Origin of the sequence: Lentzea sp. HUAS TT2, from assembly GCF_051853195.1 — a bacterium.
GTDB lineage: Bacteria > Actinomycetota > Actinomycetes > Mycobacteriales > Pseudonocardiaceae > Lentzea.
The window spans coordinates 9,798,604-9,823,538 of sequence record NZ_CP196667.1; the positions used below are offsets into that span (position 1 = coordinate 9,798,604).

General features: G+C 70.2%; 28 protein-coding genes. 16 read left to right on the forward strand and 12 right to left on the reverse strand.

Going from position 1 to position 24,935, the window contains the following annotated elements; genetic code table 11:
• Positions 1 to 51: 51 nt before the first annotated feature.
• Together ACSHWB_RS46375 and ACSHWB_RS46380 are read right to left on the reverse strand one after the other, a co-directional pair.
• On the reverse strand, positions 52 to 354 hold the full coding sequence (locus ACSHWB_RS46375; protein ID WP_439659720.1) for an iron-sulfur cluster biosynthesis protein: 303 nt from the start codon (positions 352 to 354) through the stop codon (positions 52 to 54).
• A 173-nt stretch (positions 355 to 527) separates the two neighbouring features.
• Positions 528 to 1,172 (reverse strand): hypothetical protein, encoded by a 645-nt coding sequence (locus tag ACSHWB_RS46380; protein ID WP_439659721.1) that lies wholly within the window; start codon positions 1,170 to 1,172, stop codon positions 528 to 530.
• Between the two features lie 179 nt (positions 1,173 to 1,351).
• Between ACSHWB_RS46380 and ACSHWB_RS46385 the strand changes: the two genes are divergently transcribed.
• From ACSHWB_RS46385 to ACSHWB_RS46400, 4 genes are read left to right on the forward strand one after another with little or no spacing between them, the layout of a single operon-like run.
• The gene (locus ACSHWB_RS46385; RefSeq protein ID WP_439659722.1) at positions 1,352 to 2,053 is read left to right on the forward strand and encodes a VIT1/CCC1 transporter family protein; all 702 of its coding nucleotides are present in this window, start codon (positions 1,352 to 1,354) and stop codon (positions 2,051 to 2,053) included.
• Positions 2,054 to 2,078: 25 nt separating this feature from the next.
• Positions 2,079 to 2,291 (forward strand): hypothetical protein, encoded by a 213-nt coding sequence (locus ACSHWB_RS46390; RefSeq protein WP_439659723.1) that lies wholly within the window; start codon positions 2,079 to 2,081, stop codon positions 2,289 to 2,291.
• Positions 2,292 to 2,298: 7 nt separating this feature from the next.
• Positions 2,299 to 2,976, forward strand: coding sequence for an HAD family hydrolase (locus ACSHWB_RS46395; protein ID WP_439659724.1), 678 nt, complete (start codon positions 2,299 to 2,301; stop codon positions 2,974 to 2,976).
• The gene (locus ACSHWB_RS46400) at positions 2,973 to 5,288 is read left to right on the forward strand and encodes a glycoside hydrolase family 65 protein (protein ID WP_439659725.1); all 2,316 of its coding nucleotides are present in this window, start codon (positions 2,973 to 2,975) and stop codon (positions 5,286 to 5,288) included. The genes ACSHWB_RS46395 and ACSHWB_RS46400 overlap by 4 nt, the downstream gene beginning before the upstream one ends.
• Here ACSHWB_RS46400 and ACSHWB_RS46405 read toward each other — a convergent pair.
• The 4 genes from ACSHWB_RS46405 to ACSHWB_RS46420 form a co-directional block, all read right to left on the reverse strand.
• Positions 5,285 to 5,941 carry a hypothetical protein gene (locus ACSHWB_RS46405; protein ID WP_439659726.1) on the reverse strand — a complete coding sequence of 219 codons (657 nt, stop codon included), beginning with the start codon at positions 5,939 to 5,941 and terminating at the stop codon, positions 5,285 to 5,287. The two genes, ACSHWB_RS46400 and ACSHWB_RS46405, sit on opposite strands and share 4 nt — an antisense overlap.
• A 171-nt stretch (positions 5,942 to 6,112) precedes the next feature.
• Positions 6,113 to 6,448: a YybH family protein gene (locus tag ACSHWB_RS46410; RefSeq protein WP_439659727.1), complete on the reverse strand. Its 336-nt coding sequence runs from the start codon at positions 6,446 to 6,448 to the stop codon at positions 6,113 to 6,115.
• Position 6,449: 1 nt separating this feature from the next.
• Positions 6,450 to 7,151, reverse strand: a complete 702-nt coding sequence (locus ACSHWB_RS46415; RefSeq protein WP_439659728.1) for an SDR family NAD(P)-dependent oxidoreductase — start codon at positions 7,149 to 7,151, stop codon at positions 6,450 to 6,452.
• Positions 7,152 to 7,258: 107 nt separating this feature from the next.
• Positions 7,259 to 8,176, reverse strand: a complete 918-nt coding sequence (locus tag ACSHWB_RS46420) for a LysR family transcriptional regulator (RefSeq protein ID WP_439659729.1) — start codon at positions 8,174 to 8,176, stop codon at positions 7,259 to 7,261.
• An 84-nt stretch (positions 8,177 to 8,260) separates the two neighbouring features.
• On the opposite strand from ACSHWB_RS46420, the gene ACSHWB_RS46425 reads away from it, so the two are divergent.
• On the forward strand, positions 8,261 to 8,551 hold the full coding sequence (locus ACSHWB_RS46425) for a muconolactone Delta-isomerase family protein (RefSeq protein WP_439659730.1): 291 nt from the start codon (positions 8,261 to 8,263) through the stop codon (positions 8,549 to 8,551).
• A complete protein-coding gene (locus tag ACSHWB_RS46430) occupies positions 8,548 to 9,762 on the forward strand; it encodes a YbfB/YjiJ family MFS transporter (RefSeq protein WP_439659731.1) in 1,215 nt (404 codons plus the stop codon). The genes ACSHWB_RS46425 and ACSHWB_RS46430 overlap by 4 nt, the downstream gene beginning before the upstream one ends.
• On the opposite strand, the gene ACSHWB_RS46435 is transcribed toward ACSHWB_RS46430, so the two are convergent.
• Positions 9,680 to 10,651: an alcohol dehydrogenase catalytic domain-containing protein gene (locus tag ACSHWB_RS46435; protein WP_439659732.1), complete on the reverse strand. Its 972-nt coding sequence runs from the start codon at positions 10,649 to 10,651 to the stop codon at positions 9,680 to 9,682. The two genes, ACSHWB_RS46430 and ACSHWB_RS46435, sit on opposite strands and share 83 nt — an antisense overlap.
• Before the next feature lie 98 nt (positions 10,652 to 10,749).
• On the opposite strand from ACSHWB_RS46435, the gene ACSHWB_RS46440 reads away from it, so the two are divergent.
• The 4 genes from ACSHWB_RS46440 to ACSHWB_RS46455 all read left to right on the forward strand — a co-directional run bounded on the left by ACSHWB_RS46440 (position 10,750) and on the right by ACSHWB_RS46455 (position 15,080).
• Positions 10,750 to 11,916 carry a beta-1,3-glucanase family protein gene (locus ACSHWB_RS46440; protein WP_439659733.1) on the forward strand — a complete coding sequence of 389 codons (1,167 nt, stop codon included), beginning with the start codon at positions 10,750 to 10,752 and terminating at the stop codon, positions 11,914 to 11,916.
• A gap of 81 nt (positions 11,917 to 11,997) precedes the next feature.
• On the forward strand, positions 11,998 to 12,669 hold the full coding sequence (locus ACSHWB_RS46445) for a response regulator transcription factor (RefSeq protein ID WP_439659734.1): 672 nt from the start codon (positions 11,998 to 12,000) through the stop codon (positions 12,667 to 12,669).
• A complete protein-coding gene (locus ACSHWB_RS46450) occupies positions 12,666 to 13,994 on the forward strand; it encodes a HAMP domain-containing sensor histidine kinase (protein ID WP_439659735.1) in 1,329 nt (442 codons plus the stop codon). The genes ACSHWB_RS46445 and ACSHWB_RS46450 overlap by 4 nt, the downstream gene beginning before the upstream one ends.
• Before the next feature lie 45 nt (positions 13,995 to 14,039).
• A complete protein-coding gene (locus tag ACSHWB_RS46455; RefSeq protein ID WP_439659736.1) occupies positions 14,040 to 15,080 on the forward strand; it encodes an NAD-dependent epimerase/dehydratase family protein in 1,041 nt (346 codons plus the stop codon).
• Here ACSHWB_RS46455 and ACSHWB_RS46460 read toward each other — a convergent pair.
• Positions 15,067 to 16,257 carry a hypothetical protein gene (locus ACSHWB_RS46460; RefSeq protein ID WP_439659737.1) on the reverse strand — a complete coding sequence of 397 codons (1,191 nt, stop codon included), beginning with the start codon at positions 16,255 to 16,257 and terminating at the stop codon, positions 15,067 to 15,069. The genes ACSHWB_RS46455 and ACSHWB_RS46460 overlap by 14 nt on opposite strands.
• Before the next feature lie 121 nt (positions 16,258 to 16,378).
• Here ACSHWB_RS46460 and ACSHWB_RS46465 point away from each other — a divergent pair, with 121 nt between their 5' ends.
• From ACSHWB_RS46465 to ACSHWB_RS46480, 4 genes are all read left to right on the forward strand, one after another.
• Positions 16,379 to 17,017, forward strand: a complete 639-nt coding sequence (locus tag ACSHWB_RS46465) for a glycosyltransferase family 2 protein (RefSeq protein WP_439659738.1) — start codon at positions 16,379 to 16,381, stop codon at positions 17,015 to 17,017.
• A complete protein-coding gene (locus ACSHWB_RS46470) occupies positions 17,014 to 17,787 on the forward strand; it encodes a TIGR04282 family arsenosugar biosynthesis glycosyltransferase (protein ID WP_439659739.1) in 774 nt (257 codons plus the stop codon). Before ACSHWB_RS46465 ends, ACSHWB_RS46470 begins: the two co-directional genes overlap by 4 nt.
• A 100-nt stretch (positions 17,788 to 17,887) precedes the next feature.
• Positions 17,888 to 18,487, forward strand: a complete 600-nt coding sequence (locus ACSHWB_RS46475; RefSeq protein ID WP_439659740.1) for a class I SAM-dependent methyltransferase — start codon at positions 17,888 to 17,890, stop codon at positions 18,485 to 18,487.
• Positions 18,484 to 19,551: a molybdopterin-dependent oxidoreductase gene (locus ACSHWB_RS46480; protein WP_439659741.1), complete on the forward strand. Its 1,068-nt coding sequence runs from the start codon at positions 18,484 to 18,486 to the stop codon at positions 19,549 to 19,551. The genes ACSHWB_RS46475 and ACSHWB_RS46480 overlap by 4 nt, the downstream gene beginning before the upstream one ends.
• Positions 19,552 to 19,889: 338 nt before the next feature.
• Here ACSHWB_RS46480 and ACSHWB_RS46485 read toward each other — a convergent pair whose 3' ends face one another.
• Positions 19,890 to 20,705, reverse strand: a complete 816-nt coding sequence (locus ACSHWB_RS46485; RefSeq protein ID WP_439659742.1) for a hypothetical protein — start codon at positions 20,703 to 20,705, stop codon at positions 19,890 to 19,892.
• The gene (locus tag ACSHWB_RS46490; RefSeq protein ID WP_439659743.1) at positions 20,705 to 21,565 is read right to left on the reverse strand and encodes an ABC transporter ATP-binding protein; all 861 of its coding nucleotides are present in this window, start codon (positions 21,563 to 21,565) and stop codon (positions 20,705 to 20,707) included. The genes ACSHWB_RS46485 and ACSHWB_RS46490 overlap by 1 nt, the downstream gene beginning before the upstream one ends.
• A gap of 99 nt (positions 21,566 to 21,664) precedes the next feature.
• On the opposite strand from ACSHWB_RS46490, the gene ACSHWB_RS46495 reads away from it, so the two are divergent.
• Both ACSHWB_RS46495 and ACSHWB_RS46500 read left to right on the forward strand, forming a co-directional pair.
• Positions 21,665 to 22,720, forward strand: coding sequence for a sensor histidine kinase (locus tag ACSHWB_RS46495; RefSeq protein WP_439659744.1), 1,056 nt, complete (start codon positions 21,665 to 21,667; stop codon positions 22,718 to 22,720).
• Positions 22,717 to 23,361 (forward strand): response regulator, encoded by a 645-nt coding sequence (locus ACSHWB_RS46500; RefSeq protein WP_439659745.1) that lies wholly within the window; start codon positions 22,717 to 22,719, stop codon positions 23,359 to 23,361. The genes ACSHWB_RS46495 and ACSHWB_RS46500 overlap by 4 nt, the downstream gene beginning before the upstream one ends.
• Here the strand turns inward: ACSHWB_RS46500 and ACSHWB_RS46505 are convergent.
• Complete coding sequence (locus ACSHWB_RS46505) at positions 23,347 to 23,967, reverse strand: DJ-1/PfpI family protein (protein WP_439659746.1); 621 nt, start codon at positions 23,965 to 23,967, stop codon at positions 23,347 to 23,349. The genes ACSHWB_RS46500 and ACSHWB_RS46505 overlap by 15 nt on opposite strands.
• Positions 23,967 to 24,929 (reverse strand): GlxA family transcriptional regulator, encoded by a 963-nt coding sequence (locus ACSHWB_RS46510; protein ID WP_439659747.1) that lies wholly within the window; start codon positions 24,927 to 24,929, stop codon positions 23,967 to 23,969. Before ACSHWB_RS46510 ends, ACSHWB_RS46505 begins: the two co-directional genes overlap by 1 nt.
• Positions 24,930 to 24,935: the final 6 nt, after the last annotated feature.

The window sequence follows — 24,935 nt, forward strand, 5'->3', positions numbered from 1 at the left end:
CATGTCAGGCGGGAGATCGCCGTTGATTCCACCTGACCAAGAATCTTCGTCTCAGCCGGGCTGGTCCTGGCGCGCGATCGCGAACGCCGGGTTGCCCTCGTCGTCCTGCCGCACGTCGAGCACCTTGTCCTCGAGGTACTGGGCGGCCGCCGGTTCCATGATGACCGTGGCGCCCGCGGGAGCCGCCACCACCTCGTCGCCGTCGACGGGCTGGCTCAGCGAGAGCTCCAGCGCGGCCTGGCTGTTCTGTTCGGTGGCCAGAGCGAAACGCAGGCCGGTGTCGTCGGTGGTGCCCTCTGACTGCGACGTCAGCTCGTTGATGACCTCGGCAGCCATCGGCGTCACTTCGAGCATGTCGGCCCCTTCTTCGGAAACAAGAAACTCGTTTTGTGTTCCCGGGGTGGGGCGGTACCAATCATTTTTCGGGGAAGTCGCAGGTAGGGGGCTTGGACCAGAGCGGGGCCGGCTCGGAGCCGGTTCGGTGAGGCTCGCGGCACCCACACCCCAGCCACCAGGCCACACTGCTCCTACGCCACCCGATGCGCCGGCCGCGACACCTCACCCCGCACATGCCCGCAAGCCGAACAAACCCGCTGCACCGGCACCAACTCGGCAACCAGCTTCCAGGAGTCGGCGAACGAAGGCGCCTCCTGCCCTGGCACGAGCAGGCTGTCCAGCACCTCCTGCCGCCGCCGTCCCTTCTCCCGGCTGCGCTCCACCGGATCACGCCGATGAGCCAGCGCCCGCGACTCGGCCCGAGCCCGCTGCCCCTCGGCGCCGAGCCCCGACCCGCGCCGGGGCGCGTGCAACGCGGCGTTGCGACGGTTCACCCGGTACCACTCGCCCAGCGTCACACCGGCCAGCGGTGGCTTGGCGAGGCCCGCGCCGTCCGCCGTCCAGGTGCGCAGGCGGGCGCGCAGGAACTCGTGCGCCACCTGGGCGCGGGAACGCGGGCGGCCCTGGCGGGTGCCGTCCGGCTTCTTGTCGATGGCCACGAGCAGCGCGTCGACGCACCAGCCCGCGGTGAACCACGGCTCGAGCAGGCGCCGCACCCAGCGGCGGTCGGCGTCGGCCCACGAGGCACGCACGCACAGGGACTCGACGGCGACGGCGACGTCGGCATCGGTGGACGGCACCACACGGCCTGGCCAGCGACGGGGTTCGATCTGCATCGGGAACTGACCTCCTCTAGCACGCCTGACGAACACCTGTTCGACAGGATGCCACGGGGGTCTGACAAAAAATGAACCTCCAGTCCCTGACCAGCGATAACTCACCCGTTCAGCAGAGCCCGAACGGTGTGGCGGCGTGGGCGCGCCACACGCAGGGGCGCCAGCGCTAACCTGCGGAAATGACCCACCCCGAGCCCCACGACGAGGTCACCGGCGACCGGATGAACTGGTTGCGCGCCGGCGTCCTCGGTGCGAACGACGGCATCGTCTCGACCGCCAGCCTCGTGGTGGGCGTCGCCGGTGCCACCACGGACCGAACCCAGATCCTCGTCGCGGGCCTGGCCGGCCTCTTCGCGGGTGCGATGTCCATGGCCAGCGGCGAGTACGTGTCCGTCAGCAGCCAGCGCGACGCCGAACGCGCCCTCCTCGCCCAGGAACGCCGCGAGCTCAGGGACACGCCCGAGGAGGAGCTGGCGGAGCTCAAGGAGATCTACCAGGGCAAGGGGCTCGACGAGGAGACCGCGCAGGAGGTCGCCGAGCAGCTCACCAAGCACGACGCCTTGGCCGCCCACGCCGAGGCCGAGCTGCACATCGACCCGGACGAGCTGACGAACCCGTGGGGCGCCGCCATCGCGAGCTTCATCGCGTTCACGATCGGCGCGCTGCTCCCCCTGGCCGCGATCGCCTTCACGAGCACCAGCCTGCGCGTGCCGGTCACGGTCGTCGCCGCCATCCTCTCCCTCGCCCTCACCGGTTTCATCAGCGCCAGGCTCAGCGGTGCGAACAAGCGGCGCGCCGTGATCCGCAACATCGCGGGCGGGCTGATCGCCATGGGAGTCACCTATGCGATCGGTTCGCTGGTCGGTCAAAGCATCGGATGACGCCGAACTGGGTATTGCCCGGGACATGAGCGAAGAACGCGGTGCTTACGTCCAGGAGAGCGGTGCCGAGGGCCTCGACGAGGACAACCTCGGCCACGACCCGCTGGAGACCGAGCCGGAGGAGGGCTGGGCCGAGTCGAACAGGTACGGGACGACCGAGTACGAGCAGGCACATCCGCGACCACTCGATGAACGCCTGAAGGAAGAGCGAAGCGATGTCGGCGACACGGGTGCATGATCGACGTATGAGCCTCGGCATCCCGGAGAAGATCACTGCGTTGCTCTTCGACCTCGACGGCGTGCTCACCAGCACGGCCGTCCTGCACCGCCAGGCGTGGCGGCAGACGTTCGAGGCCATGGGCCAGCCGTTCAGCGAGCAGGACTACCTCGCCTACGTGGACGGGAAGCCGCGCTACGACGGCGTTCGCAGTTTCCTGACCTCCCGCGGCCTCACCCCGTCGGAGGACGAGGTCCGGCGCGTCGGCGACCAGAAGAACGACCTGGTCAACGAGATCATCGACAAGGAGGGCATCACGCCCTACCCCGCGTCGGTCACCTACCTCAAGGCCGCGCGCGAGACCGGCCTGCCCATCGGCGTCGTCACCTCGTCGGCCAACGCCATGCGCGTGCTGCGCGCCGGCAACCTGCTCGACTACGTCGACGCGCTGGTGGACGGCAACGTGATCACCGCGTCGAACCTGCGGGGCAAACCGGCGCCGGACTCGTTCGTCGAGGGCGCCAGAAGGCTCAAGACCGCACCGGAGAACGCCGCCGTCTACGAGGACGCGCTCGCGGGCGTGCAGGCGGGGCACGACGGCGGTTTCGGGTTCGTCGTGGGCGTCGACCGCGGCCGCCAGCGCGATGCGCTGAAGTCGCACGGCGCCGACGTGGTCGTCGACGAGCTCGACGAGCTGCTCTCATGAGCTACGCGGTCGAACCGTGGCAGCTGCGCTGGCAGGGCCTGTCGGTGGACGACCTGCACCAGACCGAGTCGACGTTCGCGCTGGCCAACGGTCACATCGGCCTGCGCGGCACCCTCGACGAGGGCGAGCCGCGCGGCCTTCCCGGCACGTACCTCAACGGCTTCTACGAGGAGCACCAGCTCCCGTACGGCGAGGGCGGCTACGGCTACCCGGAGGCGGGCCAGACCGTCGTCAACGTCACCGACGGCAAGATCATCCGCCTGCTGGTCGAGGACGAGCCGCTGGACATGCGTTACGGCAACGCGATCGAGCACGAACGCACGCTCGACTTCCGCTCCGGCACGTTGCGACGCCGCACGGTCTGGGAGTCGCCCACGGGCAGGCGTGTGATCGTGCGCAGCGAACGGCTCGTGTCGTTCACACAGCGCGCGGTCGTCGCCATCTGCTACGAGGTCGAGCCGATGGACGACCTGCAGCTCGTCGTCCAGTCCGACCTGCTGGCCAACGAGCCGATCGTGAGCCGCAGCAGCGATCCGCGCGTCGCGGCCGCGCTGGACTCCCCGCTGGTCAACGACTTCAAGATGGCGGAGAAGACGCGGGCGGTGCTGTGCCACCGCACCAAGGTGTCCGAGCTGCGCATGGCCGCCGCGATGGACCACGAGGTCGAGGTCGACGGCGTCGACGTGCGCACCGAGATCAGTGCCGAGGACGATCTGGCCCGGTTCACGGTGGCGGTCGACGTGCCGGCGGGCGGTTGCCTGAAGCTGACCAAGTACCTGGCCTACGGCTGGTCGGGGCAGCGGTCGACACCGGCGCTGCGAGCGCAGGTCGAGGCAGCGCTCGCGGGCGCGTGCCAGACCGGCTGGGACGGGCTCGTCCAGGAGCAGAAGGAGTTCCTGGACGACTTCTGGGAGGTCGCCGACATCGAGATCGACGGCGACGACCAGCTGCAGCAGGCGATCAGGTTCGCGCTGTTCCACATCCTGCAGGCCGGGGCACGCGGTGAATCCCGCGCCATCCCCGGAAAGGGCCTCACCGGACCGGGCTACGACGGCCACGCGTTCTGGGACACCGAGATGTTCGTGCTCCCGGTGCTCACCTACACGCTGCCCGACGCCGCCCGCGACGCGCTGCGGTGGCGTCACGCCACTTTGGACAAAGCCCGCGACCGCGCGAAAGTGCTGGGGCTCAAGGGAGCAGCGTTCCCGTGGCGTTCGATCAACGGCGCCGAGTGCAGCGCGTACTGGCCGGCGGGCACGGCCGCGTTCCACGTCTCCGGCGACGTCGCCTACGCCGTCCAGCAGTACCTGAACGCCACAGGTGACAAGGCCTTCGACCGCGACGAGGCCACCGAGATCCTCGTGGAGACCGCACGGCTGTGGTGCTCGCTGGGCCACCACGACCGGCACGACGGGTTCCGCATCGACGGCGTGACGGGCCCGGACGAGTACTCGGCGATCGTCGACAACAACGTCTACACCAACCTGATCGCGCAGCAGAACCTGCGCGCGGCCGCCGACGCAGCCGAACGAAACCCTTGTGACGTAACGGAAGAAGAGATCGCGGCCTGGCGCAGGGCCGCGGACGCGATGGCGATCCCGTACGACGAGATGCTCCAGGTGCATCCGCAGGCGGACAACTTCACCAAGCACGCCGAGTGGGACTTCGAGAACACCCCGGAGGAGAAGTACCCGCTGCTGCTGAACTTCCCGTACTTCGACCTGTACCGCCGTCAGGTGGTGAAGCAGGCGGACCTGGTGCTCGCGATGCACGTGCGCGGCGACGCGTTCACCAAGGACGAGAAGGCCCGCAACTTCGCCTACTACGAGGCCCGCACGGTGCGCGACTCGTCGTTGTCGGCGGGCACGCAGGCGGTGCTGGCGGCCGAGGTCGGGCATCTCGGGCTGGCGTTCGACTACCTGGTCGAGGCCGCGTTCACCGATCTGCACGACCTGCACAGCAACGTCACCAACGGCCTGCACATGGCCTCGCTGGCGGGTGCGTGGACGGCGCTGGTGGCCGGGTTCGGCGGTATGCGCGACCACGGTGGCGAGCTGACGTTCGCGCCGCGGATGCCGGACGAGCTGACGCGCTTCTCGTTCCGGATGTCCTTCCAGGGCACGAGAATCGCTGTGGACGTGCGCCAGGGCGAGGCCACCTACCGGATCGTGGACGGCACGTCGCTGACCACGAAGCACCACGGCGAATCGATCACGATCACCGCGGACGCACCGGTGACCATGCCGATCCCGAAGGCTCCCGACCTCGAGCGACCACCGTCGCCGTTCGGCCGGGAGCCTCGCAGGCACTAGTCGTGATGGGCTCGGACGACTGCCGGATCCGACCAGCCCCGTGAGAGGGGGAGCCGACCGGATCGGAGCGCGTCGCGCTGCTGGGTCACCCATCGCTCGACCTGATCCGCGCATTCCGCGACGGGCCGGTCCGTGGTGTCGACCAGGTGGGTGGACCACCGCTGATCGTCGGCGGTCCACCCGGTCCACCGGTGCCAGGCCATCCGAGGCCAGCCGCCGTCGATGACGGCCTCGGGCAGGTGCCGGGGATTCCTGGCGTGCTCGCGGTGCCAGGCGGCCCAGCCGAGGAAGGCGTCCACCGCCGGCGCGTCCCACCGGCCCGCGTCGCGCGTGGTGAGCCTGCTCCGCCTGACCTCGTCGGACACGTCGACCAGGCACACCGCGACTCCCTCCAGCAGCGGGGCGCTGGGAGCGGCGAGAACCTCTCCCAGCGGGGATTGCCCGGTGAGCAGGAGGTCGACCCCGCGGTCCTGGTACTCCAGCGCGCGACGCACCCACGTCTCGGTCTCGCGGTGGCGCCAGTGGCGATCGGCGCTTTCGGGTACACCGACCTCGTCGAAGTCGTGCACGGCGAGCCGGCTCAGCCGCTCGCCCGCGGAGAAGGCGAGCGTGGTCTTGCCTGAACAGCTGGAGCCGGTCAGCTTGAGCAGCATCGCACCAGGGTGGCAGGCCGGGGTGGTGTTCTCGAAAGGTTTTCCCGGCCTGCGGGCCGCGCCCTAGTGGTGTGGTGTGGCCCAGAAAGTTGCCGGGCGAATTCGCGGTCAGACGGGTGCATCGTGCCCTGCTGCGCGTGAATTACCCAGCCGACTTTCTGGGTCACACCACTAGCCCAGCCGGGAGACCTGGTAGTGCGCGATCAGGTCTCCCCTCACCAGCACGCTCAGGTTGACGGTGATGGCCGGCCGGTCGACGAACGAGAAATCGACACTCAAATAGCCGAGCACCAGATCATCGGCGAGCCGGCGCGTTTCCAGGATCTTGTACTCGGCTTTCAGGCCGATGGGCTGGGAATCGTAGTAGTCCGCGACGGCCTGGCGTCCGACTCCGTACGGGTGCAGCCCCTGGAAAATGGCGTCCTCGGTGAAGTTCGACGCCACGCGCTCGGGGTCGTGCGCGTCCACGGCGTCCTTCCACCGGTCCATGACGTCTTCGAGGACCATGTCAGTGCCCCGCGCTCTGGCCGCCGTCGACGTGCAGGATCTCCCCCGTCACGAAGCCGGCCTGCTCGAGGAACGTGATCGCGTCGACGACCTCGGAGATCTCGCCGATCCGGCCGACCGGGTGCAGTCCGGCCAGCGCCTCGTGGGTCTCCGGGGCGTGCATCGGCGTCTTGATGATGCCGAGCGCGACGGTGTTGAAGCGGATGTCCCTGGCCGCGTACTCGACGGCGAGGGACCTGGTGACGGCGTTCAGACCGCCCTTGGTCAGCGACGCGAGGGCCGAGGGCACCGCCGACAGCGCGTGGTCGACGAGCGTGGTGGACACGTTCACGACGTGGCCGCCGTTCGCCTCCATCGCCGCCACCGCGCTGCGGGTGATGTCGAAGAACCCGATCAGGTTGGTGCCGGTGACGGCCGCGAAGTCCTCGTCGGTGTACTCGGTGAACGGCTTGGCGACGAAGATGCCGGCGTTGTTCACGAGCGAGTCGATCCGGCCGAACCGCGCCAGCGTCTCCTGCACGACCCGCGCGCCCTCACCGGGCTTGCTGAGGTCGGCGCGGATCGCGAGCACCTCGGGGTCGTCCGAGTCCTCGACGGAACGTGAGACCGCGACAACCGAATAGCCGAGCTTGCGATAGGCGGGAACGAGTGCCGCGCCAATTCCCTGCGACGCACCCGTGACGATTGCCACCCTGCTGGTCATTTCCTGCTCGCTTTCGAAGGAGGAGAAGTGGAACTGTCAGCCACAACGACCCGCGATCGAGATTTCATTTCGCGGAATTGCGACCCGTTTCCTCCCTCGTGAGAGGCTCAGCCTCGCACCGCACGGTAGGGGTCGTCCGAGGGCAGCCAGGCGCGGTCCAGACCGAGGTCGCCCACGTCCCGCACGATCGCGTCGGCGGCGGCGATCACGTCCGCGCGCTCCTCGTCCTCCCTGCGCACCAGCGACCAGGTCCAGAGCACCTCGGGGTCGACGACGGGCCGTTGCACCAGATCGGGCGGCAACGGCGTGGTCTGGCCCTTCGGCGAGTTGAGGACCGGCGTCGTGCAGACCCGGACGTGGTCGAAGAACGCCGGCCCGGTGATCGCGCCGTTGTGGATGCGCCGGACGACGCAGCCGGTGTCCCTGGCGAACTCCTCGGCGTAGTCGTTCCAGGACTGCCACGACGTCACGTCGTCGTCGACCAGCACCGCGATGTCCTTGGCCCTGACGGGGCTCGTGTCCGTGCCCACGGCCACCGCGTAGAGCCGGTCCGCGCCGAGCAGCTGCGCCTTGAGCCCGAGCTGTGCGGCCTCGGCCTTGCGGATCCAGCACACGGCCAGGTCGAGGCTGCCGTCCGCCACGCGTGCCGCCTGCTGGTGCGACGGCACGACCCAGGCGTCCACGTAGAGCTGCGCGACCCCGGCCGTGCGAGTGGTCAGGTCCGGCGGCAGCCAGTTCACGTACCCGATCCGCACCGGCCGCGACCCGGACAGCTGCCGCGCGTGCCGTTGCAGCTCGTCGGCCCGTTCCAGCAACGCCCGCACCTCGGGGACCAGCGCGGCACCGGCGGACGTGAGCGCGACGGTGCGGCGGTCGCGGGCGAACAGCGGCACACCGAGGTCCCGTTCGAGCGCCTTGATCTGCTGCGACAGCGACGGCCCTGCGATCAACAGCCTCGCCGCTGCCCTGCCGAAGTGCAGTTCGTCGGCGACGGCGAGGAAGTACCTGAGCTGACGCAGTTCCACGCCTCGCATCCTAGGAGGCTGAGGCTCCCACACGGGAGAAAGCCGGTCGTGGCGTCCCTCGTCGCCGGGTCGCACGATGAGGTCATGAGAGAGTTCATCGTCGAGATCACCACCACGATCCCCGACGGCACACCCCAGTCCGAAGTGGACTCGCGCCGCGCGGCCGAAGCCGTCCGGGCCAAGGAGCTCACGACGAGCGGCAACCTCGTCCGGCTGTGGCGGCCCGTCGGCGAGCTGCGCAGCATCGGCCTGTGGCGGGCCGAGGACGAGGCCGACCTCCAGTCCCATGTGCTCGGCACCCTCCCGCTGAGCCCGTGGATGGCCTTCACCGTCACGGCCGTGCAGCCTCACCCGAACGACCCCGGCCGGCTGTGAGCGCCCGTCAGGCCGCCGCGGCACTCGCGGCGGCCATGGGCGTCGGGCGGTTCGTCTACACGCCGATCCTGCCGCTGATGACCGCGCAGGCGGGGCTGTCGGCCGCTTCGGCAGCGTCGCTGGCCACCGCCAACTACCTCGGCTACTTCGTCGGTGCGCTCGCCACGATCGTGCGGGCGCCGTCGCGGACCACGAACCGTGTCGCGCTCGTGCTGCTCGTGGCCACGCTCGCCGGGATGCCGCTGGTGCACGGCATGGCCGCGTGGTTCGTGCTGCGGCTGGTGGCCGGTGTGGCGAGCGCGGTGGTGTTCGTGGCTGCGGTGAACGCGCGGCCCGGGTGGGGGATGAGCGGGGTCGGGGTCGGGATCGCGTTGTCGGGGCTGCTGGGCTGGGGCGACTGGGCGATGGCCTGGTGGCTGGCGGCCGGCGTGGCGGCGGTGCTGACGACCGTGGCGTGGGGGCTGGAGCCGGACGCGCCGAAACTGTCAGACCCGCCTGAGATGATTGGAGTGGGGCCTCGACGCCCCCTGGGGGCCGGTGAGTCGGGATCGATCCAGACGCCGCACGAGCCACCCGAGAGCCGTTCCACCCGACGACCACCCGAGAGCGGTTCCCCCCAGCGAGTCCCGGGAAGCCGGAGTACCCGGCGTCCACCTGCGAGCCGTTCCACCCGGCGAGCGTTCGCCACCCTCTTCGCCGCCTACACCCTCGAAGGCGTCGGCTACATCATCGCCGCGACCTTCCTCGTCGCCGCCATCAGCGGCCCGCTCGGCAACACCGCGTGGATCCTGGTCGGCCTCTCCGCCACTCTCTCCCCCGTGCTGATCAGGCCACGCCGCCGCGCCCTCCCCATCGCACTCGCGATTCAGGCAGTGGGCATCGCCCTCCCAGCACTCGTCGACGGCTCGGCCCTGATCGCGGTCCTCCTGTTCGGCGGCACGTTCATCGGCATCGCGGCCACGGCCCTCGAACTCGGCACCGATCTCGGCTTCCCCAGAGCCGCGGTGACCCTCACCGCCGGCTACTCGGCGGGCCAGATCATCGGCCCGCTGATCGCCACCCCGTTGCTGCGCCACGGCTACCACCAGGCGCTGCTCCTGGCGGCCGCGATCGTGCTGGCAGCCGCGATCACAGCTCCAGCACCACCTTCACGTCTCCTGGCCGCGACTCGAAGGCCTCCACATAGGACTCCAGCGGAACCCGCCGAGTGATCATCGCCGACAGCCACGCGTCGTCCGCCCGGTCCAGCACCGCGGAGGCCTCCCGGTAGTGGCTCGGGTTCGAGTTGACCGTCCCGAACACGATCCCGTTGCGCAGCACCAGGTCCCGGTTGATCTGCCCGATGTCGGCGGGGATCACCTCGGTGGACGGCACGCCGGTCAGGCACACCAGGTCCCGCCCCAGCAGCCGCGCCACCAGCGACGGCGCCCCGGTGGCCTCGATGACGACCGGGCAGTCGGGCAGCGTCCGGTGGTAGGTGGCGCCCAGCGACTCGACCAGGTCCGGTTTCGGGCCCGACTCGGCCAGGTCGAACACGTGCACGTCCAGCCCCCGCTGCACGCCGATCAACGCCGCCAGCAGCCCGATCGGCCCCGCCCCGGTCACGAGCACGCTCTCGAACGGGAACGGTGCCAGCCGGTCCAGCCGCTCCCACGCCTTGACCACGACCGACGCCGGCTCGACGAGCACCCCCGTCGACGAGCTGACCCCCACGGCGTACTCAGCGGGCACCGTCCACAGCGTCGAGCCGTACCCGTCGAGGCCGGTGATCCCGCGCTCGGTGTACTGGCCGTTCCGGCACATGTCGAACTCCCCGCGCGCACACGCCACGCACGGCACCGGGTCGGGTCTGCGGACCACGCCCGCCACCAGTGAGCCCGGTTCGAATCCCGGTCCGCTGATCACCCTGCCCAGCGACTCGTGCCCGATCACCAGGGTGCCGCCGGTGCCGAACTCCCCGCGCACGATTTCGCGGTCCGTCCCGCAGATGCCGATCGCCACTCCCTCGACCAGCAGATCGCCTGGTCCGGGTACCGGATCGGGCAGTTCGGACAGCTCCAGCGACCCGGCCCGGGCAAGATCCACCTTGAGTGCGCGCATGAAGACCATTCTTGACATATCAACAGCGACGCGCTGGTATGAGAGCGCTCTCACCGCCGCTGGAAAGGTCACTGCCTGTCTCAGTGAGGAGATAGTCGATGCGCAAGCTCCTGCTGCTCGCGACATCGGCCCTACTAGGGCTGACAACGATGTCCGCACCTGCCCAAGCCGCTCCCCCGAACCTGCTCCCGCTCACCGTCACGAACAACTCCGGCCGCGGTGACGCGGTCCACCTGTACGTGTTCGGCGAGATGGGCGGCCGGCTCGGCTACGTCAACGCGAACGGCCAGTTCACGGCCTGGTCCGGTGGCGGGATCCCCCCGACCCCCGCGCCGGACGTGTCGATCCCCGGCCCCGGTAACGGCGCCAGCCGGACCCTGCAGATCCCGCTCAACCTCGCCGGCGGCCGGCTCTACATGTCGTTCCGCGACAAGCTCAAGTTCTCGCTGGTCCCCAACGGCCTGGTGCAGCCGGCGCCGTGGGCGGCGGGTGACCCGAACCGCGACATCCTGTTCGACTGGAGCGAGTTCACCTACAACGGCGGCGGGCTGTGGTTGAACAGCTCGCAGGTGGACATGTTCTCGGTCCCCCACGCGGTCGAGGCGACCTCGCAGAGCGGCGTCACCAAGAAGACCGGCCAGGTCGTCTCCAACGGCCGCAACCGGATCTTCGACCAGCACCAGCAACTGGGCGGCGACTGGGCGCGGCTGATCCACACCCGCTCCGACGGCACGCGGCTGCGCGTGCTGAACCCGAGCAAGGGCCTCGACGCGGGCGTCTTCTCCGGCTCGTACTTCGCGAACTACGTCAGCAGCGCCTGGTCGACGTACCAGAACACGCCGCTGACCGTCGTGCCGTACCAGAACGAGCCGAACCGCAAGTTCACCGGACGCGTCAGCGGCGGGAACCTCAACTTCACCAACACGGCGGGCCAGCAGGTCGCGTCGTTCCAGCAGCCGTCCACCCGGGACGTGTTCAACTGCGACGGCCGGCTCGCGGCACCGAACAACGACGTCGGCGCGATCTCGCGGTCGCTGTGCGCCGGGCTCAACCGCTCGACGTTCGGCTTCATCCACACCCAGCCGACCTACAACGCGAGTGAGTTCTACACCCGCGCGACCACGAACCACTTCTCGAAGATCGTGCACCAGAACATGGTGGACGGGAAGGCGTACGGGTTCGCGTTCGATGACGTCGGCGCGTTCGAGTCACTTGTTCACGAACCGAACCCGCGTTCGGCGAAAGTCACGCTGACCGGATTTTAAACCGAAGCAATCTTGCTTTTGATCGACTTTCACTCCACTGTGTGAGAGCCGTCGCCGCGGCTCTCACACAGTGGAGTCGTTGTGTGCGTACGGGTCCTGCTGGTCGAAGACGACGAGCGAATCCGGCAGGCGTTGAGCCTCGCCTTGTCCGACGAGGGATTCACCGTTGACGAGGCAGGTTCGGGCGAAGAGGCGTTACAACGTTTGGAGACGGAATCTTTTGACGTGGTGCTGGTCGACCTGACGTTGCCCGGCATGGACGGCCTGGAGGTCGTGCGGGCCCTGCGATCGCGCGGTGACCTGCCGATAATCGTGGTGACGGCCAGGACGGACGCCCGTGACGTGATCGCCGGGCTGGAGGCGGGAGCGGACGACTACGTCACGAAACCGTTGATGGCCGGTGTTCTCGCCGCACGCATCCGCGCGTTGTTGCGCAGGCGCGGGCCGGGCCGTGAAGCCGTTCGGATCGGGGAACTGGAAATCCGTCCGCAGGAAGGGCTCGTGCACCGAGCGGGGGAACGCGTTCATCTCACCAGGACGGAATTCCGGCTGTTGCTGGAACTCGCTGGTGCGGCCGGGCGAATCGTCACCAGGGAACAGTTGCTGCAAAAGGTTTGGGGATATGACTACTTCGGTGACACCCGGCTGCTCGACGTGCACATAAGGAGACTCCGCCGCAAGATCGAGGCGAACCCGGACGATCCGGAGCTGTTGCTGACGGTGCGCGGTTCCGGCTATCGGATCCGCTCGTGAGGCTCACGCTGCGCTGCCGGGTCACCCTCTCGTTCGGTTTCGGCCTGCTGGTCGTCACGAGCGTGCTGGCGTTCGGCACCTGGAACCTCGCCTCCGGCTACATGCTGCGGCAGCGGGAGGCGAGCGCGACCAGGCAGGCCGAGGTCAACGTGCGGCTGGTCGAGCGGTCGCTGGCCTCCCCTGGCCTCGACGAGCTGCTCACCGGGCTCACCACCGGACCCGACTCGTCGATCCTGCTGATGAGCCCGGAGGGACTGGTGACGGCGGGCCGCAAGGTCGAGCCGTCGCAACTGCCCGCCGGGCTGGTGGAGCACCCGCCGGGCAACGAGCGGATCACCGTGGACGGCCTGCCGATGCTCGCCGTCGCGCGGCCGGTGGCGGGTAACGCCGTCTACGTGGAGCTGTTCGGGTTGCAGCAGCTCAACCGGACGTTCGCGTTCCTGAGCGGGGTGCTGATCGCGGGCACGATCGGTTCTGCGCTGCTCGGCGCCGCGCTGGGTTCGTGGGCGTCGAAGCGGGCGCTGAAACCGTTGGCGGAGCTGAACTCCGCCGCCGGGAGGATCGCGGGCGGTGACCTGCACGCCCGGCTGCCCGACCAGGACGACCCGGATCTCGCGGCGCTGGCGGCGAAGTTCAACTCGACGGCCCAGGCGCTGGAGCAGAGGGCCTTGCGCGACGCCAGGTTCGCATCGGACGTCTCGCACGAGCTGCGGTCGCCGCTGACGACGATGGTGAACGCGGGCGCGGTGCTGCGCCGCCGTCGCGAGCACCTGCCGGGGACCGCCGGTACCGCACTGGAGCTGCTGACCTCGGAGGTCGACAGGTTCGCGCGGATGGTCGTGGACCTGCTGGAGATCTCCCGTGCCGACCAGACCGACGACCCGCGGCCGGAGGAGATCGCGCTGGACGCATTGGTGCGCAATGTGATCGCGACCCGCGCACCGGTGCCGCAGGAGTTGGAGCCCGCCGTGGTGCTGGGTGACCGGCGTCGGCTGGACCGGGTGCTGACGAACCTGCTGGACAACGCCGAACGGCACGCCGGCGGGGCGGTCCTGGTGTCGGTGCGGGCGCGCGGCTCGGCCGTGCGGCTGGAGGTGGAGGACGCCGGGCCGGGGGTGCCGGAGCCGTTGCGGGAGGAGATCTTCGAACGGTTCGCGCGCGGGGTCATGGCGGGCAGCCGGGGTGACGACACGGGCAGCGGGCTGGGGCTCGCGCTGGTCCGCGAGCACGTGCACCGGCTGGGCGGCAGGGTGTGGGTGGAGGACCGTTCGCCGGTCGGGTCGCGGTTCGTGGTGGAGATGGTCTTACGGAGTTCTGACGGCTAGTCGTCTGGCGGCGCCCTGTGTCGTGCGCGGCCCTACGGTCGGTGCATGCGAGTACTGATCACCGGCGGGGCCGGGTTCATCGGGTCGCACGTCGCGGACGAGCTGACCTCCCAGGGCCATGAATGCGTGGTGCTCGACGCGTTGCTGCCCGAGGCGCACAGCGCTGTTCCCCTTCTGGACCACGAACTGGTCATCGGCGACGTGACCTCTCCCGACGTGCTGCGGCCGTTGTTGTCCACTGTGGACGCGGTGTGCCACCAGGCGGCGATGGTCGGGCACGGCGTCGATCCGTTCGACGCGCCTTCCTACGCGCGCCACAACGACCTGGGCACGGCGGTGCTGCTGGCCGAGATGTACCGGGCCGGCGTGTCGCGGCTGGTGCTGGCGTCGTCGATGGTGGTCTACGGCGAGGGACGTTATCGGTGCCTGTCGCACGGGATCGTGCGGGCCGAACGCACTGCCGCCGATCTGGCTTCGGGGATGTACGAGCCGCGGTGCTTCTGCGGCGACTTCGTGGTGTCGGAGCTGGTGCCCGAGGACGCTCCGCTGGAGCCCCGCAGCACCTACGCGGCCACGAAGCTGGCGCAGGAGCACCTCGCGGTGGCGTGGGCCCGGCAGACCGGCGGCAGCGTGTGGGCGTTGCGGTACCACAACGTCTACGGCCCGCGGATGCCGCGCGACACCCCGTACGCGGGCGTGGCGTCGATCTTCCGGTCCGCGCTGCAGAACGGCGTGCCGCCGCGGGTGATGGAGGACGGGCGGCAGCGGCGCGACTTCGTGCACGTCACGGACGTGGCGCGGGCGAACGTGCTGGCGCTGTCGTCACCGCGTCCCGGCTTCGAGGCGGTGAACGTCTGCTCCGGCACCCCGCACACCATCGGCGACCTGGCGTTCGCGCTGGCCGACGCGTGCGACGGGCCGACGCCGCAAATCGTGGGCGGTGCTCGGGCGGGCGACGTCCGGCACGTCGTCGCCTCACCCGCGAAGGCGTTGGAGGTACTGGGTTTCGAGGCTCAGGTCGGCTTCGAGGAAGGCGTGCGGGACTTCGCCTCCGCCGCGCAGCGGGAGTCCGTCACCAGTTCGTGAGCACGAGGTGGTTCACCGCCAGGGCCGTGACGGCCTGGGCGGTGAGCCACCTCTTCCTGTGGTCCAGCCGCGCGGTGCCGGCCAGGAGCCAGATCGCGAACGGCAGCCAGATCCGTTCGGTCTCGGCCTTGCTCAGCCCGGACACGTCCGCGGCCAGGATCGCGATCCCGGCCGCGACGACCCACTTGTCCTTGCGCAGCCCCTGGATCCCGGCCGGGCCGATGACCAGCGCGAGTGCCGCGAGGTTCGCCCACGCCCAGTACCAGTACGGCCTGATGTCGCCGATGCCCTGGTAGTAGCGGAGTTTGACGAGCTCGTAGCCGTCGAGCCACCAGAACCCGCTCAGCGCGAACGCTCCCACGACCGCGAGCGCGCCCGCGACGGCCCAGCCGATCCGGCGAAGGGGAAGTCCTTCGCCGTCACGCCAGAGTGCGGCTAGCGCGAGCGGGGCCAGCAGCACCAGGCCGTAGGACAGGAACAGGCACCAGCCGAGCACGATGCCGCCCAGCAGCGGCCAGCGCGTGAGCAGGTAGATCCCGACAGCCGCGACGCCCAGGAACATGCCGTCCGCCGAAGCGCCCACCCACACCGCTCCCGGGAACAGCACCAGGAACGGCAGCACCGCGTTGTTGTTGAGGGCCTTGGGAATCGCTACCACCGCGAGCGACCCGACGAGGACGCAGAAGATCGACGCCGCCGCTCCCCCGCCGAGACCGATGCGGTCGAGCGCGACGAACGTGAGCAGCGCGCCCGGCGGATGTCCGGAGACGTGCGTGGTCCACGAGTCGGGCTGGAAGTCCGGGATGCGCGAGGCGAAGTTGTGGAGCATGGCCGGGATGTCCGTGACACCGGGGACCTCGTGCAGGTACTCGTCCTCGCTCGTCAGCCTGGTGACGAACCGGTGCCAGCCGTCGATCATCGCCAGCGAGAACGTCCACGCCACCGCCGTCACGTAGGCGATCGGCAGTGCGAACCTGTGCTGCGCGAGCTCGGAACCCTTGGCCACGACGAGGAACGCGATCAGGACCGCGACCGGTGTGCCGAGGCCGACGTGCGGCTGCCAGTCGCCGAAAAGTGGCGCTGCGGAGGCGAAAAGCAGGCCGGGGTGGTTGATGTTGACGACGACCCCGGTGATGATGGCGGCAACGACGAGCAGCCCTGCGATGACTAGACGCACCGCGCCCAACCTAGGGGGTGCACGGTGCTCTCGCGGGCCTCGCAAGACAATCGTAAGAACTCTTTCGTGCGTCACAATTCCGTAAGCACCACAACACTTTCCGATGGTCCAGGGTGGACACATGGATGTCGTGTTGCCCTGCTTGGACGAGGCCGCCGCACTGCCCGCGGTCCTCTCCGCCCTGCCTCCCGGATACCGCGCGATCGTCGTGGACAACGGGTCTTCCGACGGTTCCCCTGACGTCGCCGCGGCTCACGGCGCACTGGTCGTGCACGAGCCTCAGCGCGGCTACGGCGCTGCCGTGCACACCGGCCTGCTGGCGGCCACCACCGGTCTCGTGGCGTTCGCGGACGCGGACGGTTCGCTGGACCTGGCCGAACTCCCCGCGATGGCCGCCCTGCTGGCGGATGCCGATCTCGTCGTCGGCAGGCGAAGGCCCGTACAACCGGGAGTCTGGCCGTGGCACGCAAGGGCGGGCAACGCCGTGATCGCGTCCCTGTTGCGGCGCAGGGGTTTGGACGTGCACGACATCGCGCCGCTGCGCGTGTGCCGGCGGGAGGCGTTGCTGGCGCTGGACGTCCAGGACCGCGCGTTCGGCTACCCGCTGGAACTGCTGGTGCGCGCGGCCGAGGCGGGCTGGCGGGTGCGCGAGGTGGACGTGTCGTACGGCCCCCGCGCGGCCGGCACGCGCTCGAAGGTCTCCGGCTCCGTGCGCGGCACGATGCGGGCGGCGCGCGACATGGCGGGGGTGCTGCGATGAGGTTCAGCCTGCTGATCATGGCCAAGTCCCCGGTCCCCGGCCAGGTGAAGACCCGCCTGTGCCCACCGCTGACGCCGGAGGAGGCCGCGGACGTGGCGGCGGCCGCGTTGCTCGACACGGTGGAGGCCGCGCTGTCGACGCCGGGTGCGGTGCCCGTGGTGGCGCTGGCCGGGGTGGTGCGGCGCGACGACGTGCGGGACGCGCTGGCGGAGTGCGTGGTGATCCCGCAGCGCGGCACGACGTTCGCCGAACGGCTGGTGCACGCGCACGCCGACGTCGCGCGCTTCCGGATGCCGGTGCTGCAGATCGGGATGGACACGCCGCAGGTGACGCCGGCGCTGCTGGAGTCGTGCGCGGAGTTCGAGGAGGCGGCGCTCGGTTTCGCGCTGGACGGCGGGTGGTGGGCGCTCGGGCTGCGGGACCCGCTGCGGGCCGGGGTGTTGCTCGACGTGCCGATGTCGCGCGCGGACACGGGGGCGCGAACGCTGGAGGCGTTGCAGGGCTGGACGCCGCTGGACGCGCCTGCTCCGCGCGAAGGTGGGACGACACGGCCGCCGGACGCGTTGCAGGACCGGAAGCCGCTGGACGCGCCGATCCCGCGCGAGGGTGGGACGACCCGGCCGCCGGACGCGCCCGACGGGGTGCGGGTGCACATGCTGCCGATCCTGTCCGATGTGGACACCATGGTCGACGCCCGCGCGGTGGCGGCCCAGGCACCGCACAGCCGGTTCGCGGCGACGCTGACGGAGATCGCGGCGGTGCCCCGATGAGGCAGGCTCACGCAAGGGTCCCCTCCGGAGGGGACCCCTGTTTCAATTCTCCCACCCGGCACCGACAGTTTTCGGCGACGAGCCTCCCGGCGGTGCCCCGATGATGTTCGACCAGGCCCTGCAGGGTCACCCCAGCTGGCTGGACCTCCCCGGCACCACCCCGCGCGAGCTCAGCGTCGCCCGCTGGCAGGCCGACGCGGACGGCGGCGACTCCGTCCTCCTCGACGCCTGCTCCGGCCCGACCCTGGACGTCGGCTGCGGCCCTGGCCGTCTCGTCGCCGCCCTGCTGGCCCGCCAGGTCCAGGCGCTGGGCGTCGACGTGTCACCGGAGGCGATCCGGCGCACCACCGAACGCGGCGGCATCGCGATCCGCCGGGACGTGTTCGACCTGCTGCCCGGCGAGGGGCGCTGGCAGCACGTGCTGCTCGCCGACGGCAACATCGGCATCGGCGGCGACCCGGCCGCGTTGCTGCGCCGGGTGCGGCAGCTCCTCAGGCCCAGCGGCACCGTGGTCGTGGAGGTCGAGCAGCCGGGCTCCGGGCTGACCATCGGCCAGGCGCGGGTGCGCACGGAGGGCACGCGGGGCGACTGGTTCCCGTGGGCCTGGAGCGACGCCGAGTCGCTCCCCGCCGACGGGTTCTTCCTGGTGTGGCAGGCCGAACGGGCCGGTCGCTGGTTCGCGTGCTGGGAGCGGTTGTGAAGATCCCCAAGATCCCGAAGACTCCGACGTTCCGGTCGCCCGCCCACCACACCGGCGTGACGAGCCGGGTGGGCACGTGGCTCGGCATCACGTTCGGGCTGTGCTTCGTCACCGGACTGCTCAGCCACGGCGTGCAGCACGACTGGGTGTGGCCGACCCGGCCGGTCGACCTCTACCGCGTCACGCAGGGCGTGCACGTGATCTCCGGCGTCGCCTCGATCCCGTTGCTGCTGGCCAAGTTGTGGAGCGTCTACCCGAAGCTGTTCGAACGCCCGCTGGTCAGGTCCGTGCCGCACGCCCTGGAGCGCGGCTCGATCTTCGTGCTGATCGCTGCCTCGTTCTTCGAGCTGGTCACCGGGCTGTTCAACGCCGCGCAGAACTACCCGTGGTCGTTCTACTTCCCCACTGCCCACTACGCGGTCGCGTGGATCGTGGTCGGCGCCCTGCTCGTGCACATCGCGGTGAAGATCCCGGTCATCCGGCGGACGCTCGAACCCAAAGAAGAAGAACGCACCATCCTGTCCCGCAGGGCTTTCCTGCGCACGACGGCGCTGACGACCGGTGTCGCCGTGGTCGCCACGGCGGGCGTCACGGTGCCGTGGCTGCGCAAGATCTCGGTGCTGGCCTGGCGGTCGGACGGCGACCTGCCGGTCAACCGCACGGCCCGGGCCGCGAACATCGTGGTGCCGCAGGACTGGCGGCTCAAAACAAACGGAAAAAGCTATTCACTCAAGGAACTCCAGGCGATGCCACAGACCACCGTCGACCTGCCGATCGCATGCGTCGAGGGCTGGAGCCAGAACGCGACCTGGACCGGCGTCCGCGTCTCCGAGCTCATCACGACCGCAGGTGACGTCCGGGTCGAGTCGCTGGAGAAGGACGGGCTGTACCGGGCGACAACGCTGCCGGAGGCCTTCGCCCAGGACCCGCTCACGGTGCTGGCGCTCAGGCTCAACGGCGAGGAGCTCAGCCCGGACCACGGCTTCCCGTGCCGGCTCATCGCCCCGAACCGGCCGGGAGTGCTGCAGACGAAGTGGGTCACGTCGCTGGAGGTCCGGAAATGAGCACCGCCGTGAGGTTCGCGCTGGGCGCGGCCGGGGTGGGACTGGGTGCCTGGGGAGCGTGGCTGCTCCTCCCCCAGATCACCGTCGAGCTCCTGCTGTGGCTCGGCGGCGGGGTGGTCCTGCACGACTTCCTGATCGCCCCGCTCGTCGGCGCCTCCGGGCTCGTGATCAAGCGGCCGTCGATCGGCATCGGCCTCACCGTCTCCGGGGTCATCACGCTGATCGCGGTCCCGTTGCTGTGGCGGGAGCACAGCGGCCCGGTCAACCCGGGCCTGCACGACCGCGACTACCCCACCGGAGTCGCGGTCGCGCTGGGCGTGACCTGGGCCGCCGTGGCCCTATACGAGGTCGCGGCGCACCTTCAGAAGCGTCGCCGCACCGACGAAGAACACCACGTACCCGGCGAGGAACAACGCCGCGGTGGTGCCGCTGAGATCGGTCAGCACGCCGGGGGCACCCGACCCGCCGACGGCTCCGGCGAGGTTGCCGGCCGAACCACCGGGCAGCACCTTGGTCAGCGACTCGACCGGTCCGAGGAGGGTTCCCACGCCCCGCAACAGGTTCTCCGTGACGATCGCCCACATCAGGCCGAGCCCGACGGCCAGCGCGGGCCCCTTGGTGACGACGCCGAGGAACACGCCGAACCCCGTCCACATGGCGGCGATCAGAAGTGACGCGCCCAAGGCCTCGACAGCGGACCATCCCGGCAGGCTCCAGTCCCAGCCCTCCACGGACGCCACCGTCACCGCCGCGCCGAGGTCGACCACGAACGTCAGCGCCACCAGCACCACCACGATGATCCCCAGCGCCCCGAGCGTGCCGGCCATCGCCGAGACCCGGCGGGGGCCGGCGGTCAGCGTCGTCTTCCAGGTGCCCCAGCCGTATCCGCTGCCGACCGCGAGTGCCGCCAGCACCAGGATGATCGCGCCGCCGAACATCGGCAGGCCCCGCACCACGGCCGCGCCCACGTTCTCCGGCTGCATCGCGCTGATCAGCTGCTGCTGCGAGAGGTCACGGGTGTTGGTGCCGCCGTTGAGCGCGAGGTAGTTGAACACGTAGCCGAACGTCAGCGTCATCACCAGCCAGACGCCGATCAGCACCCAGGTCGCCGGCCACTTCCACAGCCGCAGCAGCTCCGCCTTCACGCTGCCCATCACGCCGCTCCCGTCATCTCGAAGAAGACCTCTTCCAGGGTCCGGCGCAGTGGCCTGACCTCCTGCACGTCCACGTCGGCGTGCACCAGCGTGCGCACCAACGCCCCCGCGTCCGTCTCGTTCACGTGCAGCACGTCGCCGTGCAACGAGCTGCCCTCGATCAACACGTGCGCCTTCTCGATCGGGTCTGCGCGGATCAGCAGCACGGTGTCGCCGCGCAGCTGTTCGACCGTGCTCTCGGCGACCAGCCGGCCCTGGGAGATCACGCCCACCCGGTCGCAGATCTCCTCGACCTCCCCGAGCAGGTGGCTCGACAGCAGCACCGTCTGGCCCTGCGCCGCCAGCGCCCGCACGAGGTCGCGCATGTCGGCCATGCCCGCCGGGTCGAGGCCGTTGGTCGGCTCGTCGAGGATCAGCAGCTCCGGCTGGCCGAGCAGGGCCGCGGCGACGCCGAGCCGTTGCTTCATGCCGAGCGAGTAGCGGCGGAACTTCTCCCCGGCGGCACCCACCAGGTCGACCTGCTCCAGCGCGGCCTCGACGTGTGTCCTGTCCACGCCCCGGCGGGCCGCGTGCACCCGCAGGTTGTCGCGGCCGGACAGGTAGGGGTAGAAGCCGGGTCCCTCGATCAGCGATCCGACCTTGAGCAACGCCCTGGGGGTGCCCGGTGCCTCACCGAGCACCGATGCGGTGCCGCTGGTCGGCTTCACCAGGCCCAGCAGCATGCGGATCGTGGTCGTCTTGCCCGCGCCGTTGGGACCGAGGAACCCGTAGACCTCGCCCCGCCGCACGGACAGACTGACCTCGTCCACCACGGCGCGGTCGCCGTAGCGCTTCGTCAGCTTCTCCGTCGTCACGATCATGGGCTCAACAGTGGTCCCGCGAGACGCCGGGGGCGTCCGCTCCGGAGCGTCATGAAGATACGCACATCTGCGTACGTACCCGGTCGTATCGTCGGCGGCATGCAGTTCAGGATCAAGTGGCAGGACATCGCGCTGACCGTGGCGCTGTTGTGCTTCGGGCTCGGCGGGACGCGGTTCGCCGCGCTGCTGCAGGGCGCGAAGAACCTCGACGTCCTCGCCTACCTCCTCATCACGCTGGCCGCGGCGGGCCTGCTGTTCCGCTCGGTGCGTCCGCTGTGGACGGTCGGGATCACCACGCTGTCCATCGCGGTCTACCTGGCGCTGGCGTACCCGTTCGGCCCGATCCTGATGAGCGGTGTCGCGGCGATGTACGCGGTCGCCGTGTACGCGCGCATCGAGCTGGCCGCCGCGTCCGCCCTGGCCTACGCGCTGGTGATCCTGCCGTGGTGGAACGACACGGTCACCTCGTGGATCACCTGGTCTGCGGGCTGGATCCTGCTGCCGGTCGCGGCCGGCGTGCTGATGAGGCTGCGGAAGCGGTCCGTTGTGGACGTTCGCGAGCGTGCCGTGATCTCCGAGCGGCTGCGGCTCGCCCAGGAGGTCCACGACGTCGTCGGCCACGGCCTCTCCGTCATCGCCATGCAGGCAGGGGTCGCGCTCTACGTGCTGGACAAGGACCCCGCGAAGGCCCGCGCCTCGCTCGAAGCGATCCGCGACACGTCCAAGGAGGCACTGGACGGCCTTCGGTCCGAACTGGACACCCTGCGCGGCTCGGCCCCGCTGACCCCGACGATCACGCTCGCCGACATCCCGCCGCTGGCCGCGCGGATGCGCGAGGCGGGCCTCGAGGTGTCGGTGGAGGTCGAGGAGGTCGAGCTGCCCGACAACTACCAGCTGGCCGTCTACCGGATCGTGCAGGAGTCGCTGACCAACGTCCTGCGCCACTCCTCCCCCGGCGTCACCGCGTCCGTGCGCGTCTACGCCGTGCGCGGCGAGCTCGTCGTGCACGTGACCGACACCGGCACGGCCGGCGGGTTCACCGAGGGCCACGGCATCACCGGCATGCGTTCACGGGCAGAAGCGCTCGGCGGCACGCTCCAGGTCGACGGATCGCACGGCTTCGCGGTGATCGCCCGGATACCGTTGCCCGCATGATTCGCGTGGTGGTGGCCGACGACCAGCCGCTGGTCCGGATGGGACTGCGGACGTTGATCGAGACCGAGGACGGCCTCCAGTTCGCGGGAGAGGCCGCCGACGGGCGCGAGGCGCTGTCGCTGATCCAGTCCACCAAGCCGGACGTGGTGTTCCTCGACGTCCGGATGCCGTTGATGGACGGCCTGGAGGTGCTGCGCCGGGTCAGCGCCGACCTCTCCTGCGCCGACGTCCGGATCGTCATGCTCACGACGTTCGACCTGGACGAGTACGTGTTCGAGGCGCTGCGCACGGGCGCGTCCGGGTTCCTGGTGAAGGACTCCGACCCAGCCGACCTGCTGCGCGCGGTGCACGTGGTGGCCGACGGCGGTTCGCTGCTCTCGCCGTCCGTGACGCGCCGGGTGATCGACCGGTTCGCGTCGGGGGCGTCGGCGCGGCCCGTGCCGCACCTGGACAAGCTGACCGAACGCGAGCGGGAGATCATGCGGCACGTGGCGTCCGGCGCGTCCAACGACGAGATCGCGGCGGTGTTGGTGATCTCGCCCGCGACGGTGCGCACGCACGTGTCGCGGGCGATGGTGAAGCTGGGCGCACGCGATCGCGCCCAGCTCGTCGTGTTCGCCGTCCAGTCAGGCCTGACGTGAGTCGAACGCGGCCTTGAGGCCCTGCGCGATCTCCGGCGGGATCGAGTCGTAGGAGCGCGGCGGCTGCGGGTCGTACTCGATGCCGACCTGCACGGCCTGCGCCACCATCTCCCCGAACTCGGCCTCGACCAGCCGCAACGCCATGTCGATGCCCGCGGACACGCCTGCGCCGCTGACGACCTTGCCGTCGAACACCACCCGGTCGGTGCTGACTTCGACGCCGCGCACCTCCAGGTCCTCCCGCGCGGCCCAGTGCGTCGTCGCCTTCGAGACCAGCCCGGCCTCGGCGAGCAGTGTCGAGCCGGTGCACACCGACGTCGTCCACTTCGTCGTCGGGTGCACGGCCTGCAGCCACTCGACGACGCCGCCGGAGTCCTTCAGCAGCTCCTTCCAGTGCCCGGAGCCCGGCACGACCACGACGTCGGTCGACCTCAGCGAGTCGAACGTGTCGGTCGGCACGACGGTCAGCCCGTTGTCGGACGTCACCGGGTCCAGCGTCGCGGCGACGAACCTCGTCGTCACGATCGGCACGCTGCCGAGCACCTCGAACGGGCCGACGAAGTCGAGCGCGGTCATGTTCGGGTAGAGCACGAACGTGGCTTCCATCAGGCAACCCCAGTGGTCCGGAAACGGGCGCGGTAGCTGCCCGGCGACACGCCGAGCACGCGCAGGAAGGCCCGCCGCAGGGTCTCGGCCGAGCCGAACCCCGACTGGCGGGCGACGAGGTCCAGCGAGTCCCCGCTGCTGGCCAGCCGGTCGGCGGCGGCCTCGACGCGGGCTCGTTCGACGTACTGCGCCGGCGAGATCCCGACGCTGCCGGAGAAGACGCGCGCGAAGTGCCGGACGCTCATCATCGCCTTGCGGGCCATGACCGGCACCGTCCACTCGCGCGTCGGATCGGCGTGGATGTCGTCCAGCAACGCGCGCAGCGAGCCGTCCGGCACCGGTTTCGCGCGCGTGTGCACGCTGAACTGCGACTGGCCGCCCGAACGCTGCAGGAACACGACCAGGTACTGCGCGATCCTGCGGGCCAGCGCTGGCCCGTGGTCCTGCTCGACCATCGCGAGCGCGAGGTCGATGCCCGCCGTCACGCCCGCGGACGTGGACACCTTGCCGTCGCACACGAAGATCGCGTCCGGCTCCACCTCGACGCCGCGGTTCTCGAGCTCGCCGGTGAACGCCCAGTGCGTCGTGGCCTTCTTGCCGTTCAGCAGCCCCGCGCTCGCCAGCACCACGGAGCCGGTGCAGACCCCGGCGACCCGGCGCGACTTCAGCGCGAGCCGCCGCAGGTTCGTCATGAGCACCGCGTCGGACGCGGCCTCGTCATAGCCCCAGCCGCCGACCACGATCAGCGTGTCGATCGGCCGGTCCAGCGTGCGCAGGTCGGCCCCCGCCTCGATGCGCACCCCCGCCGTCGCGGTGAACGGCCCTCCCCCGAGCGTGGCGACCGTGACCTCGTAGCGCGGCTCCCCGTAGTTCGCCGCCTGGAACACCTCGATCGGTCCCGCCAGGTCCAGCAACGCCGTGCGGTCGTACCCGACCACCACTACTTCCCTCAGATTCCCCACACCTCC

What these genes read in the sequence shown, in the direction of transcription:
- ACSHWB_RS46470 (WP_439659739.1), top strand. Translation starts at nt 17,014, where the DNA reads ATGAGGTTCAGCCTGCTGATCATGGCCAAGTCCCCGGTCCCCGGCCAG.
- ACSHWB_RS46440 (WP_439659733.1), top strand. Translation starts at nt 10,750, where the DNA reads ATGCGCAAGCTCCTGCTGCTCGCGACATCGGCCCTACTAGGGCTGACA.
- ACSHWB_RS46405 (WP_439659726.1), bottom strand. Translation starts at nt 5,941, where the DNA reads ATGCTGCTCAAGCTGACCGGCTCCAGCTGTTCAGGCAAGACCACGCTC.
- ACSHWB_RS46485 (WP_439659742.1), bottom strand. Translation starts at nt 20,705, where the DNA reads ATGGGCAGCGTGAAGGCGGAGCTGCTGCGGCTGTGGAAGTGGCCGGCG.
- ACSHWB_RS46495 (WP_439659744.1), top strand. Translation starts at nt 21,665, where the DNA reads ATGCAGTTCAGGATCAAGTGGCAGGACATCGCGCTGACCGTGGCGCTG.
- ACSHWB_RS46395 (WP_439659724.1), top strand. Translation starts at nt 2,299, where the DNA reads ATGAGCCTCGGCATCCCGGAGAAGATCACTGCGTTGCTCTTCGACCTC.
- ACSHWB_RS46410 (WP_439659727.1), bottom strand. Translation starts at nt 6,448, where the DNA reads ATGGTCCTCGAAGACGTCATGGACCGGTGGAAGGACGCCGTGGACGCG.
- ACSHWB_RS46390 (WP_439659723.1), top strand. Translation starts at nt 2,079, where the DNA reads ATGAGCGAAGAACGCGGTGCTTACGTCCAGGAGAGCGGTGCCGAGGGC.
- ACSHWB_RS46425 (WP_439659730.1), top strand. Translation starts at nt 8,261, where the DNA reads ATGAGAGAGTTCATCGTCGAGATCACCACCACGATCCCCGACGGCACA.
- ACSHWB_RS46465 (WP_439659738.1), top strand. Translation starts at nt 16,379, where the DNA reads ATGGATGTCGTGTTGCCCTGCTTGGACGAGGCCGCCGCACTGCCCGCG.
- ACSHWB_RS46400 (WP_439659725.1), top strand. Translation starts at nt 2,973, where the DNA reads ATGAGCTACGCGGTCGAACCGTGGCAGCTGCGCTGGCAGGGCCTGTCG.
- ACSHWB_RS46500 (WP_439659745.1), top strand. Translation starts at nt 22,717, where the DNA reads ATGATTCGCGTGGTGGTGGCCGACGACCAGCCGCTGGTCCGGATGGGA.
- ACSHWB_RS46490 (WP_439659743.1), bottom strand. Translation starts at nt 21,565, where the DNA reads ATGATCGTGACGACGGAGAAGCTGACGAAGCGCTACGGCGACCGCGCC.
- ACSHWB_RS46475 (WP_439659740.1), top strand. Translation starts at nt 17,888, where the DNA reads ATGATGTTCGACCAGGCCCTGCAGGGTCACCCCAGCTGGCTGGACCTC.
- ACSHWB_RS46380 (WP_439659721.1), bottom strand. Translation starts at nt 1,172, where the DNA reads ATGCAGATCGAACCCCGTCGCTGGCCAGGCCGTGTGGTGCCGTCCACC.
- ACSHWB_RS46415 (WP_439659728.1), bottom strand. Translation starts at nt 7,151, where the DNA reads ATGACCAGCAGGGTGGCAATCGTCACGGGTGCGTCGCAGGGAATTGGC.
- ACSHWB_RS46455 (WP_439659736.1), top strand. Translation starts at nt 14,040, where the DNA reads ATGCGAGTACTGATCACCGGCGGGGCCGGGTTCATCGGGTCGCACGTC.
- ACSHWB_RS46385 (WP_439659722.1), top strand. Translation starts at nt 1,352, where the DNA reads ATGACCCACCCCGAGCCCCACGACGAGGTCACCGGCGACCGGATGAAC.
- ACSHWB_RS46375 (WP_439659720.1), bottom strand. Translation starts at nt 354, where the DNA reads ATGCTCGAAGTGACGCCGATGGCTGCCGAGGTCATCAACGAGCTGACG.
- ACSHWB_RS46435 (WP_439659732.1), bottom strand. Translation starts at nt 10,651, where the DNA reads ATGCGCGCACTCAAGGTGGATCTTGCCCGGGCCGGGTCGCTGGAGCTG.
- ACSHWB_RS46505 (WP_439659746.1), bottom strand. Translation starts at nt 23,967, where the DNA reads ATGGAAGCCACGTTCGTGCTCTACCCGAACATGACCGCGCTCGACTTC.